The sequence below is a fragment of the Psychrobacter sp. W2-37-MNA-CIBAN-0211 genome, assembly GCF_040309405.1.
GTDB lineage: Bacteria > Pseudomonadota > Gammaproteobacteria > Pseudomonadales > Moraxellaceae > Psychrobacter > Psychrobacter glaciei.
This window is the reverse complement of the sequence record NZ_JBEOOU010000006.1, coordinates 99294-112389: the sequence shown is the minus strand read 5'-3', so window position 1 is coordinate 112389 and position 13096 is coordinate 99294. Positions and strand designations below refer to the sequence as shown.

The 13096-nt window shown below is 44.0% G+C and carries 11 protein-coding genes; 5 read left to right on the top strand and 6 right to left on the bottom strand.

What is annotated here, in order from left to right; genetic code table 11:
• Positions 1 to 92 precede the first annotated feature (92 nt).
• From ccoP to ccoN, 4 genes are read right to left on the bottom strand one after another with little or no spacing between them, the layout of a single operon-like run.
• The gene (gene ccoP, locus AAEY72_RS08105) at positions 93 to 1241 is read right to left on the bottom strand and encodes a cytochrome-c oxidase, cbb3-type subunit III (RefSeq protein ID WP_352310156.1); all 1149 of its coding nucleotides are present in this window, start codon (positions 1239 to 1241) and stop codon (positions 93 to 95) included.
• Positions 1238 to 1420, bottom strand: a complete 183-nt coding sequence (locus tag AAEY72_RS08100; RefSeq protein ID WP_010199605.1) for a CcoQ/FixQ family Cbb3-type cytochrome c oxidase assembly chaperone — start codon at positions 1418 to 1420, stop codon at positions 1238 to 1240. Before AAEY72_RS08100 ends, ccoP begins: the two co-directional genes overlap by 4 nt.
• Positions 1420 to 2058, bottom strand: coding sequence for a cytochrome-c oxidase, cbb3-type subunit II (gene ccoO / locus AAEY72_RS08095; RefSeq protein WP_010199607.1), 639 nt, complete (start codon positions 2056 to 2058; stop codon positions 1420 to 1422). Before ccoO ends, AAEY72_RS08100 begins: the two co-directional genes overlap by 1 nt.
• Before the next feature lie 9 nt (positions 2059 to 2067).
• Positions 2068 to 3546, bottom strand: a complete 1479-nt coding sequence (gene ccoN / locus AAEY72_RS08090) for a cytochrome-c oxidase, cbb3-type subunit I (protein ID WP_010199609.1) — start codon at positions 3544 to 3546, stop codon at positions 2068 to 2070.
• An 865-nt stretch (positions 3547 to 4411) separates the two neighbouring features.
• On the opposite strand from ccoN, the gene AAEY72_RS08085 reads away from it, so the two are divergent.
• Positions 4412 to 4801, top strand: a complete 390-nt coding sequence (locus tag AAEY72_RS08085; RefSeq protein ID WP_010199611.1) for a hypothetical protein — start codon at positions 4412 to 4414, stop codon at positions 4799 to 4801.
• Positions 4802 to 4959: 158 nt separating this feature from the next.
• Here the strand turns inward: AAEY72_RS08085 and AAEY72_RS08080 are convergent, their stop codons facing one another.
• Complete coding sequence (locus AAEY72_RS08080; protein ID WP_189584545.1) at positions 4960 to 5940, bottom strand: hypothetical protein; 981 nt, start codon at positions 5938 to 5940, stop codon at positions 4960 to 4962.
• A gap of 447 nt (positions 5941 to 6387) precedes the next feature.
• Here AAEY72_RS08080 and AAEY72_RS08075 point away from each other — a divergent pair, with 447 nt between their 5' ends.
• From AAEY72_RS08075 to AAEY72_RS08065, 3 genes are all read left to right on the top strand, one after another.
• The gene (locus AAEY72_RS08075; RefSeq protein ID WP_010199617.1) at positions 6388 to 7623 is read left to right on the top strand and encodes a lipoprotein-releasing ABC transporter permease subunit; all 1236 of its coding nucleotides are present in this window, start codon (positions 6388 to 6390) and stop codon (positions 7621 to 7623) included.
• A 116-nt stretch (positions 7624 to 7739) separates the two neighbouring features.
• Entirely contained in the window at positions 7740 to 8420 is a 681-nt protein-coding gene (lolD, locus tag AAEY72_RS08070) for a lipoprotein-releasing ABC transporter ATP-binding protein LolD (protein WP_010199619.1), read from the top strand.
• A gap of 379 nt (positions 8421 to 8799) precedes the next feature.
• On the top strand, positions 8800 to 9108 hold the full coding sequence (locus AAEY72_RS08065) for a hypothetical protein (protein ID WP_010199620.1): 309 nt from the start codon (positions 8800 to 8802) through the stop codon (positions 9106 to 9108).
• Between the two features lie 36 nt (positions 9109 to 9144).
• Here AAEY72_RS08065 and AAEY72_RS08060 read toward each other — a convergent pair whose 3' ends face one another.
• A complete protein-coding gene (locus AAEY72_RS08060; protein WP_227679593.1) occupies positions 9145 to 9720 on the bottom strand; it encodes a DUF2062 domain-containing protein in 576 nt (191 codons plus the stop codon).
• A gap of 305 nt (positions 9721 to 10025) precedes the next feature.
• Here AAEY72_RS08060 and AAEY72_RS08055 point away from each other — a divergent pair, with 305 nt between their 5' ends.
• Positions 10026 to 13052, top strand: coding sequence for a ComEC/Rec2 family competence protein (locus AAEY72_RS08055; protein WP_352310155.1), 3027 nt, complete (start codon positions 10026 to 10028; stop codon positions 13050 to 13052).
• Positions 13053 to 13096 lie beyond the last annotated feature (44 nt).

Below are 13096 nucleotides of genomic sequence, written 5' to 3'. Positions count from 1 at the left end.
CCAAATTGCCAAACAAAAGGGAGAACTGCAATAACAGTTCTCCCTTTTTTCGATCTTATCCATTTATCCTATAACGACTGACTAGAGTAGTCTTAGTTAACGGTAGCTGCTGCCGGTGCTGCTGCTTTTGGCGCAGTAGCAGTAACAGGTAGGGCTTGAGTGGCCTTAGCTGGCTTGTCTGACAAAGAGTAAATATAAGCAGCAAGTAGCATAATACGCTCATTACCTAGCTTCGTTTCCCACTGCGGCATCACACCTGCGCGTCCGTAACGTAAAGTATTACGTACCGTTTCGCGCTCGCCGCCATATAACCAAATGGTATCAGTTAAGTTTGGCGCACCCGCTGAAATCATACCTTTGCCATCTTTATCATGGCATAACGCACAATTTTGTTGGAAGATAGCTGAACCTTGAGCAACCAATGTCTGATCAAGCTTGCCGTTGCTTTTACTACCGTTATTTGACGACAACGATAATACATATTCTGATGCTGCACGCACACCGTCTTCACCGATCTGATCGCGCCATGCTGGCATACCACCAACGCGGCCATTGTGTAGCGTGGTCAAAATATTTTGTGCTTCGCCGCCATATAACCAATCATTATCAGTTAGGTTAGGGTAGCCCGTGGCACCTTTCGCATTCGAGCCATGACATACCGAACAGTTCTGTAAGAACAAACGGCTACCGACTTTTAGTGCGTTCGGATTTTCAGACAGCTTTTCAATATAAGGGGCAAGCTCAGCAATTTTTCCGTCAATTTGTGTTTGCAAATCTGCAGGTGGTGTCTCACTACGACGCATGGTTGCTTGCAACTCATTAAGTGTGCCCAATGTCGCAGTCGCGCCCGCTGCATCTGCTTTTACCAAGATGCTTTGCTCAAAATTATCGGTAAAGATTCTATTATTGCTTTCAAGCTCACTGAATAGCTCGTTCTTAGAGGTCCATGGTACGGTTTCGCCATCGACTTCTACGGTGGCGATGCCTTCCCAGTGTGCTGGGAACATTGCTGGGAAAAATACCCAGTAAGCGACACCCCAAACGATTGAGCCAAAAAATATCACTAACCACCACTTAGGGAGTGGTTTGTCGTATTCTCGGATACCATCATATTCATGACCAGTGGTACCGTCTTCCTCAACGTCTGGCTTGTATTTTAATACAAACAGTAGAACGCCAAGAATAAAAAGCCAGCAGCCGAAACTGAATAGCGTGATCCAAGAACTCCAAAAAAATGTCATCGTTTATCCTTATTGCGCTGCTCTTCAGACAGAGACTTTATATCCTCGTCATCAAGCGCAAGTTGTGCATCTTCTTCGAAGCGTTTTTTGTTTTTTGGCGAATACGCCCACCATGCAACGCCTACGAAGGCAACAAAGGCAGAGACGGTCGCAATTGTTTGTAATTCACCAATACCCATTAGCGCTGTCCTTCCATTGCGGTGCCTAACTGCTGAAGGTAGGCGACTAAAGCATCAAGCTCAGTTGCACCAAGCACAGCATCAGGAGCACCTTCAATATCTTCTTCAGTGTAAGGTACGCCAAAACGATCGCGGAATAGACGCATTTTCGCTTGTACGTTCGTACCGTTGACTTCGTTAGTCGCAAGCCAAGGGAAACCTGGCATCACTGACTCAGGTACTAGTGACCGTGGCGCAATGAGATGTTGTTTTTGCCAGTCTTCTGAATAGCGTCCACCAACACGTGCTAGGTCAGGCCCTGTACGTTTTGAACCCCATAAGAATGGATGATCCCATGTTGATTCAGCGGCACGTGAATACGGCCCATAACGTTCAACTTCAGCACGCAATGGGCGAACCATCTGCGTGTGACAGACGTGACAACCTTCACGAATATAAATATCACGACCTTCAAATTCAAGCGCAGTCCATGGCTCCATAGAAGGTAGTGGGGCGTTCACGCCACCTTCTTCTGGACCCTTGTTATCATAAATCAGCGGTACGATTTCAACTAACGTTGCAAAACTAATCGCAATAACGATACCGATGACCAACAAGCCTGTATTTTTTTCAATAATTTCATGCGGTGTACCAGCCATGATCGCTCCTTATACTTTAGCTGTCGAGGTATTGACACTAGATTCGTGATCCGTAGGATCAGCAACATCTACAGGCTTACCTTCAGGCATCTTAAGTGTTTTATAAACGTTATATGCCATCACAAACATGCCCGACACATATAAGAAGCCACCAAAAGCACGACCAATATATGGGAAATGTGAGAACTCAACGGTATCAACGAAGCTATATACCAAAGTACCATCTGGGTTAGTAGCCAGCCACATCATGCCTTGGCCAATACCTGAGATCCACATTGATACGATGTAAAAGATAGTTCCTGCCGTCGCTAGCCAGAAATGCGTGGTGATTAAGCTGATAGAGTACATTTTTGGCTTATTATAAATACGAGGCAACAGTACATATAGCGAACCAATAGTAATCATGCCCACCCAACCAAGTGCACCTGAGTGTACGTGACCAATTGTCCAATCCGTATTATGCGATAGCGCATTAACGGTTTTGATAGACATCATTGGGCCTTCGAATGTCGACATGGCATAGAATGACAGTGCCACAATCATAAAGCGAATGATCGGATCGGTACGTAACTTATCCCAACTACCAGATAGCGTCAAGACACCATTAATCATACCACCCCAAGAAGGCGCGAATAAGATGATGGAGAACACCATTGCCAATGACTGCGTCCAATCAGGAAGCGCCGAATAATGCAAATGGTGACCACCAGCCCACATATAAGACGCGATCAATGCCCAAAAGTGAACAATAGACAAACGATACGAATAAATAGGACGACCAATCTGTACTGGGACAAAGTAATACATCATCCCAAGGAAAGCTGCCGTCAAGTAAAAACCGACCGCGTTATGTCCGTACCACCACTGCACCATGGCATCGGTTGCACCGCCAAATAACGAGTATGATTTAAACGCACTAACCGGAATCGCCATGCTATTTACGATGTGTAGTAACGCAATCGTAATAATAAAAGCGGCAAAGAACCAGTTAGCCACATAGATATGTGAGGTTTTGCGTTTGATGAGTGTTCCGAAGAAAACAATGGCATAAGATATCCACACCAACGCAATCAATATGTCGATGGGCCACTCAAGCTCAGCGTATTCTTTACTCGAGGTCAAACCTAGTGGTAATGTAATGACAGCAGAAACGATAACAGCCTGCCAACCCCAAAAGGTAAACCAAGCCAAATACGGTGCGAACAAGCGTGTCTTACAGGTACGCTGGACGATGTAGTAAGACGTTGCGAACAGGGCAGAGCCACCGAACGCAAAAATAACCGCATTGGTATGTAGCGGTCTTAGACGGCTAAAGGTCAGCCATGGGATGTCAAAGTTGAGTGCTGGCCATGCCAACTGTGAAGCAATGAACACGCCAAGACTCATGCCGACGATGCCCCATACAACGGCCATTATCGTAAAAAATCTTACGACAGTAATTTCGTACTCACGGTCAACTGGGGCGACTGCTGTGTTTTGTAAACTCATTGGATGATTCCTTTACAGCCCGAATTATCAACAGAATTAACTAACTCTCCGCGCTATCTGTATCAAATAAATTGATGCAAGCAAATAGTGACTGCGGTACATGCTGTTTTTTGACTCATTTATCATCTTAAGGTTATTAACTATCAAGCTAAGCTTCCACTTGGTATCTACTGATGCAAAGAGGAAGGGGGAAGCGCTAGAAAAATATCTCGCTTACAACCAGTTGATAGTAGGATTGTTAATAACTCGTTAAGGGGAATAAGGAGTGGCGCCGTATAATTAAGCATCAAACATCTAGCGATGCTAAGGATTTATCTTAATTACTACTGAAAATAACAGCACTAACGAAGATAGATACTGGTATCCATCTGGTAATAAAATATTATTGACCATTGATGTATGCTAGCGGCGGCTGACAAAAAAACAGATTAACGTAATGTTTAGTTAAAACTCCCGACTCTGTTTAAGGGTATTGTAACGCAATCCTAATCAAATATCATCAGAACTATGCGGCAAAATACAAACTCTTTGGTAAAAATATAGGCAGGCAACTCTTTGTAGTTATGCTAGGAGCCTATTTTATACCCAATTTTAAGACTATTCTAGAGGGTTAAATGATACGAATTGCAGGGTACAAGGACAAACTCTAGAGAAATTTTTGTAACAATGGCAACATTAGCCTTATAAATAGGTTTTACTTATCATCAAATCGCCCCTTATAATGAGGCTGAAGAATATCGATAGTAGATTTCCTATCCATTGTTATGACAACAATGACAAAATAACGATTTTAATCATTTGGACACAATTGGGCGGCGGTAATCCATAAGGTGACCCCAGTACCCCATTCATTAAGGATAATAAGATGGCAGTTTTTTTGACAGATGCATGGTTCGATGACGTTGAGAAGTTAGGTAGTGAAGCCGGTGAGCTAAATTTGCCGCCAGCGCTGGCTAATATGATTATTAACCTAAAAGTGTCCGACACGGACAAAGACATCGAAGCCAACTTTGCTGATGGCTTGTTGCATCGCGGCTTGAATGATAATGCGACCACGACACTCTTGCTTGACCGTAGTATCTTGCAATCTATCATCACTGATTTCGACACTAATGAAATTATGGGTGCGTTTATGGGTGGCAAAATTCGTGTCGAAGGTGACATGTCACAACTGATGGCGGTACAAACTGCGCGTCCAAGTGCTGAGCAGAAAGAATTGTACAAGCGTATCAAATCAATGACGACGATGGCTTAACGGCTTAAGCCTGTATTCTCTAGATTCTCCCAATCGGTTAGTTTTGATCAATCTCATTCACACTGACCATAAAAAAATCCCCTAATGCTATGTTAGGGGATTTTTTATGATCGGTGACTGTCACGATGACGTATAGTTAAGGAGAGTTGTTAAATTGCTTAGCTGGCTTTTGATTGCGCCGTCGCGTCTTGTGACTTTTGATTTTCTTTGTAAATGGCGGCTTGTAGCCAAACATTTGCCTGAATGTAGTCATGTACTTTGATAGAAGCGGTCTCTATTGTATTGAGCGCGCCAATACGTACCACGAATGGATCGGCATCTTGCTCACGTAGTATTACCACATCAAACAAGATAATTGATTTGCCATTAAAGAGAGTTTCTTGCTTGCCAAGCACTTGACCTTGGCACCATGCTTCGTCTTCTTGTCCCAAAGTATCACCGAACAGATACGCACACATATGACCCAAGTTAATCTCTACAGGAGCCATTTGTTCTTTGGTTTCAGGCTTCCATTCTTTGATCTGCTCTTGTAGATCGTCTGGTATCTGACCATCATTGGCAGCGACGATGTCATTAAACGCGCGGTGATAGCGGATGGCTTCTTGATCTTCTACCATAATGACTTCTTGCTGTTCGCTCAGCTTAATTTCATGCGCCCAAGCACTGAAATTCGCAAAATACGAACTGTCGCGTTGGTATAAGTGGCGATTGGCGGTATAAAGCTGGTCAAAGGCATAAATAATACTGCCATCAGCCGTACGTAGGCGCAGTACTGCGTCGTGCGAGTTGTCATTGGCGATGATACGCTCTATTTTGCAATGCAGCCCATAAGGACTGTCAACACAAGGGTAGGCGTTGATAAAACGTTCTGGTTTGCCGTCTTTCATTGCCAGTACTTGGTTGATGTGACAAGGCTGATCTTCAGACAACAACAAACAACTGTCTTTGGCGCTGACGTTGGGGTTAAGACCTTTGGGCATGGCCGCCTTTTCGATCATTTTTTGTAGCCACTCTGGCACGTCCTGACTCATGTCATCGGTTAAAATACGCCAATGATCGGCATGACCCGCAGCTTGCTCGTCGGATAATGTGATTTTGGTAGGAGATTGGATGTTTTTATACTGATAATTAATGGTCATGAAAATACTCAAACTTAAGTCAGCGATGAAGTTTGGACCTAACGCTGTGATTGCTTATCTAGCATCCAATATTTACAATTATTGGTCTATGATAGACAGCAATGTCAGCAGCACAGGGTCAGCAAACAACAATGAGGGGTTAGTGACAATTGTCCTTAGCATACAATATATAGGTATAGACGCAAGTAATAGCAAGCCCCTCATAAAAAATAATAACAAAACCCTGTTTTTATTAAAAAATACGCGCAGTTTTTGCTAATGACTGGCACATATCTGCCAAATTGTGTCAAACTAGCTCCCTTTTGATGGCCAAATCTGGCCTATTTTAAACCCTATTTTTGTGTTCGATTTATATGTTGGTATGGCAGACGCCATATATAAGGCGTTTGTCGCTGCTCGTTTTGGCGCATATAAAAGTCGCACGTAGATAAGATAAAGAGTTTGAATATGTTTCGTCCTTTAGCGTTATTTATCGGCTTACGATACACCCGAGCAGAGCGTAGTAATGGTTTTATTTCCTTTATATCGCTGATCTCGATGATAGGTTTGACCCTTGGGGTTGCCGTATTGATTACGGTACTGTCGGTCATGAATGGTTTTGACCGCGAGCTAAAAACCCGTATTTTGGGCATGGTGCCGCAAGCAACGGTCATCTCAAGTGAGGTGATTGGCGATTGGGAACAATTGGCAGATCGTATCAAAGAAGATCCAGAAGTGGCTGCTGTGGCACCCTTCATTCAATTACAAGGCATGCTGACGTCGAATGGCCAAGTGGCAGGCATTATGGTCACTGGTGTCGACCCTCAGTACGAAAAAAATGTCTCGATCATCAACGATCACATGACTGAAGGCAGTATCGATACGCTACAAGCTGGTGATTTTAGTATTGTACTGGGTGAAGAGATGGTGCAATCGCTGGGCTTAAGTATCGGTGATAAGGTGACTTTGGTATTGCCAGAAGCATCGCCATCACCTGCTGGTGTGATACCGCGCTTTAAGCGTTTTACCCTCACGGGTATTTTTAGTATCAGTCCAGAAGTGGACAGCCTCATGGCCTTTATTCCGATGAGTGATGCTGGCAAATTGTTACGTCTGCCAGCTGGTGCTCAAGGTATCCGTATGAAGCTAAATGATATCTTTACCGCGCCCATCGCTGCTCAAAAAGCGGCTGCCATTGCCCCTGATCGACTCTATCCGAATGACTGGACGCAAACGCATGGCAATCTATTTGGGGCGATCCAAATGGAAAAAGCCATGGTAGGATTGCTACTGTTCTTAATCATCCTAGTGGCAGCATTTAATATTGTCTCAAGTTTGGTGATGCTGGTCACGGATAAAAAAGCAGACATTGCGATTCTCAAAACCTTTGGCGCGTCACCTCGTCTGATTACCCAAGTATTTATGGTACAAGGCGTGGTCATCGGCGTCATCGGTACGATTGCGGGTACGATACTGGGCGTTATATTTGCGCTCACGGTTAGCGACATTCTAGGCTTTATTAATCAAGCCTTCGGTCTCAACCTTTTTGATGCTTACTTTGTCAATTACCTACCATCACAGCTGCGCTTGACGGACGTGGTATTGATTACTGGTGCATCGTTTGTATTGAGCTTTTTGGCCACGATTTATCCAGCACGCCGAGCGGCTAAAATTCAGCCTGCACAAACACTGCGCTATGAATAATTGAAGCCGTAAGCGAGGGATTGAGCCGCGGATTTGCTTGCGCGCTCAAGGCTAGAATGTTTAGTCAGGTTTAAAAAAATCATGAATATCGGTATAAATAAAATAAAGGAAGCGCTATGTCTGCCATTCTAAAGGCGACCAATATTAATAAGATATATGATGAAGGTGCAGTTAGCACCCAAGTATTGACAGGATTGGATTTGACCGTCCACGCGGGTGAACGCATCGCTATCGTTGGTACCAGCGGCTCGGGCAAAAGCACCTTGCTGCATTTGCTGGGTGGACTGGATACGCCAACCAGTGGTGAAGTCTGGTTGCATGGTCAGCTATTAAACAGTATGAATGAAACCGAACGCGGTGCGATGCGCAACAAGCACTTGGGGTTTATTTATCAATTTCATCATCTATTGGCAGAGTTCACAGCGATTGAAAACGTCGCCATGCCATTACTACTACGCCCAAAAGTATCAACGACTGAGGCGAGAGATCAAGCAATAGCGATATTAGAGAGCGTTGGTCTAGAGCATCGTTTGGCGCATAGACCTGGCGAGCTATCAGGTGGTGAGCGTCAACGCGTGGCCATTGCTCGTGCGCTCGTCACCAAACCTTCGCTCATATTGGCAGATGAGCCAACGGGCAACTTGGATTATGACAATGCGCAAAGCGTTTTTGGCCTACTATCAGAGCTGCAAAGTACCATGCAAACGGCACTACTGATGGTGACGCATGACCGTAACTTGGCGGCATTAGCGGATCGTCAGCTGTTACTGCGTAATGGTCATTGGGAACAATACTAAATGGCTTAAGTATGAGGTATCCTAAGTATTAAGGTATGTTCTCAATTCAATCAACAGTCATATAGATAAGCTAACAATGGCTAAATTTTGCCAAACAGCGAAGATAATATCCAGTTAATACCTCGATATTATCTTCGCTTTTTTTCTTGTTTGGCTACAATGTGGCTCATTTTTATCACCCTGCTTAAAATGATGACACGCTTTAGAAGAAATACCATGAAGTAGAGTATAAAAAATAGGTTGCCAACTATAGTTTGCTGAGTATAATTGGATGCAGTAAAGAGTAGTGCAGACAGAGTAATCCTAACAATGTATCTGATGTATTTTTTATATAGAATCGGCTGTAGTAGCCTTATTTAATAGAACAAGGATAATGACAATGAATGAAGATGAAGATCCAATCGCTGCTTTTGGCAGTGCCGAAGAAGGCAATGAGCCATTGAAACCGTATATTGATCCAACGTTGTTTGACACCGTCGACAAAGATGCACAGATTGAACTACTTACTTCAGTTTTTGATTCTATTACGCTGGCAGGTGTTGATTACGATTTAAAAGCGCAGGATAGCGCCACTGGCAAACGCTATACGCTGCTCAAAGACGAAAAAGTGGTCGATATCTTTGTGATGGATAGCAGCTTTACAGACAATGTCCTAGCAGCGATAGAAAAAGACAAAGAAGACGAGTAATTGGATTCAATGAGCCGTATGTGTTGAGGTTGCAGATTATCGTTTAGGCGGTTTCTCTTGAGCAGTGTGCTGACGTTTTTGCCAGCTTGACACGGTTTTATAACGCCAAATAGCTTTAAATGCCAATCCGCAAATGATGCTGGTAATAATAGCGAGTATGGCGCTTCCCACACAAAACGCGGTTAATGAAACAGTACCGTGATAAGTGATAAAGGGGTTAGCGCCATCAGATAGTACCCACAAGCTAAAATCAGCAATCATCCTGCCGATAAGTCGTAAACTGATCATCGGCACATCAATAATTTTGGCACCGATGTAGTAACCAGCATAAAAGATAGGCAGGCTAGTGACGGGGTTGGTGATCCACGTCAAACCAAGCGCCATAGGGACATTGGCACGAAAAATTAGCGAACCAATTAATGCCAATAGCATCTGTCCGGGCAGTGGAAAAAATGCACTGAGTACACCGATATAGACCGCTTTATTTAAGCTGTGCCGGTTAAAATGCCATAAACGCGGATCAGCCAAATGCGGTGCAAATAATTTCAAAATGCGGCTTTCTAGAATTTTCTCTGGTGTGGGCAGCAAGTCTTTAAGACGTTTTTGGGGCACAGTATCGCCTTTAATCGTTATCAACCGCAGGCTCAATCATATTGATGGGCTGATATAAAGAGATATTAGGAATAAAATACGGGTGGGAATAGTATCAGAAAAAAAGGGTAATAGTGTCGAATAATTATTATTGTAATACCTCTCATCAGTATAGGGCAATACTAAAATAAATGCTATCGCTTGACCAATGAGACAGTCGTCATTGCTAGAGTGAAACGATATACTCACGCCCATTTTTGTGAGCAACAATAATCCGTTAAAATTGACTGTATTTAAACAGTCAGCTCATTAAGCAAGGAGCGCTGGTGTACTGGTTACTTGGTAGTCTGGTGATTATCGCTATGATGGGCGTTTTGGCAGTCGCGGATAGTCTGGCGATACCAATCAACTCATTAATAGAGCTGCATAACGCTAACAGTTGGCTGCTATTATTAGTCATTATTGCTATTGTCTTGATAGCTATTAATCAGCGTCAAGCGCTGTCTATAAAATCAGTTAACGTCCAAAAGCTTTCTTCTAAACACCAACCTTCTCAACCTTTTTTTTCTCAAGACACGTCTAAATATTTTTCTTCTTCCTCTAAATTTCCCATTCGAATTGTCAATTATTTGCTGATAATGATACTGGCCATGGGGCTGGTGATGGGTAGCGCATTGCAAGCCTTGATGGGTTATCAGCAGGCTGAAGCGACCAAAATTACTGAATCTATGCGTGTACAGGCTTTGGTCACTATCGAGGGTATTAGTGATAGCGTTTACGATGGGGTCACCAATAGCGGTTATCGACAAGTCGCTACCGTCAGTCATATATCGCCCTTAATATCTGAGTTGACGGCTCAAGAATTAGATAGTGCTAAGGTCAATTATTTCACAAGTATGGAAAATAGCCTAAGCAATAATTTCTTTAATGATACTTCAAATGAAAGTAGTGACAGCAATATTGAATATCGAGTGCTACTCAATGCTTATCCAAAAAAAGGCTCTAAAAGCGCTCAGGTCGCTGATCTAAATCAGTTGCGACCGGGTAATCAACTGTTTATGACGTTAACGCTCGCACCGCTTGCTACCTCTGAGCAAGCTCTTAATAATCCCTCTGGGTTTGACAGTTATCGCTGGTTGCGAGGTCGTCATATCGATGGGGTGGCAAATATAGTGACGACCAGCACGTCGTCTTTTGCGCTCGATGAGTCGTCTGCATTGGAAGCTGATTCTCGCTCCTATCTTAAGCGCTTTCGTACTCGGATTGACCAAGGGCGTTGGCAATTGCGACAGCATTTTTATCAAAAGTGGGCGGGACAAACTACAGCCACGCAGCAAGCAAAAGCGGTGACTCTAAGTTTGCTCACAGGCGATCGCAGCTTAATCAATCGCGATACCAAAGATCTGTATCAATTGGCTGGTATTTCACATTTGCTGGCTATCTCGGGCACTCATGTGTTGTTTTTAGCGATTATGCTGGCAGGGGCAGTTGTATTCTTGCTCAATCGTCTGTATCCAGCCTTATATCGGCACATACCACGTTGGCAAGTGCGCTGGTGGGTGATGATCAGTGCCGCTTTTATTTATGCGCTATTCACTGGTTTCGATGTACCCGCTGCTCGTACTGCCTGGATGTTATTGGCGATAGGTCTAGTACGATTAACCTTGCTACCGATTAGTACGATGCGAGTATTGTTAGCTCTGGCAGTCTTGATGGCATGGTTTGATCCTTATGTGCTCTGGCAAGCTGGTTATTGGTTGTCCTTTATCGCTGTGGCGCTGTTGCTAAAATACGATAGTGCTTCACAGTCGCAAAATAACTCAGTGTTATCACAATCAGAGAAACCTCTCTCTCAGCATGATATTAAATATAGCCGTATTTTACTTATAAAAGTATGGCTCATAGCTAAGCGTGTCTTTAAGTTGCAGTTCTGGTTATTTATCTCGTTGCTACCCATTACGTTGTTATTGTTTGGCAAAGCTTCACTATGGGGTCTAGTCATCAATTTATTTGCCATTGGTTTATTTGGCTGGGTTATCGTACCACTCAATCTACTAGCTGGGCTTTGCTACTTATTATGGCCTGCGCTTGCTGATAGCATTTGGGTGTTGGTCAGCGCAATCATCGGTAATTTACATGATTTGATTACGTGGCTGACGTCATTACCAGCGCTGTCAGAGGCGTGGCTGTATACGCCAGTGAATATGGCAATATTACTGATGGTATTGCTAGCGATGTTGCCTTGGTTATTACCACGTGGACTTATCAGTCGTTGGCTGGCACTACCGCCTTTGACGCTATTAATGATGACGGTATATGCCAACCAGCAGTCATTAGCCACGTCACCAACTTTATATATATTACCCACTGGAGATCGCTATATAAGCGCGGCGGTGCTGCAATATCCTATAATGGATAACGAGGTTGGGGCTAAGGACAATCAGGCGCAGTCCGCGAAGGGAAGCGTGAGTTGGTTGTTTTTGGCAGACCACAGGCCTAGTGCTACGCGTACCATGCCAAGCACCTTGACGGCAGAGAAGCTGTCCGCGATATTAGAGCAGCAATTACGCACCTTATCGATTAAACGCTTAGAAGGGCTCGTAGTACAGACCAGCAGTGCAGGATTGACCGATACGCTCACGACTAACGATGCCAGCAATACATTTAAACCTAACGCCTCAGAGTTGTTGCCGATGACTGTTGCCAGAATAAGTCAGCGCCTACCGACCAACCAGTATTGGCAAGCAGGGCGTAGTGATCGTTGGTTTAAGCGAGAAAAACTTTATAGAGAAACAAGCGAATCTAACAGTGCTAACAATGCAGCGCATGTCACCACCAAAACGTATATCAGCCCTAAAAGCTGTGAGCAAAATGACTCATGGCAGCTCCCCAACGGGGATTTATCATTACAAGCAATGACGGGCTGGAGTAAGATAGATGATGCCAGTGTGTGGGACTGTACAATTGCCATCGATAGCAGGTTGCCGATACAAATATTGCAGTATAATGCAGCTGATCCACTTAATTCACCGCTGGCCACCTCTCAACTACTAACGGCAATTCCCTCTACAGCAAAAAATACGCAACCAAATAACCAAGAACTTACTATGCAAGCTCAGTCTTTGCCATCACGTATCGTTGTTGATGCCGATACCCATCAGCGCGTTTGGCAACTGTGGTCACTGCTCTGCCAAGCTGAACCATTTGATAATAGAGCCTATGGTCATCATACTTGGCTTGGGCACAGCGCCTCACACCTAGCGACCGATGATATTAAGCGCCAGCGTATCAATGAGGTCATTACTTATGATGATAATGCACTTGAGGCGGCACTGTCTCTGAATGCTCATTGAGTCTTAGAATAATATTTGGACGCGACATCTTATTTTGACAATAC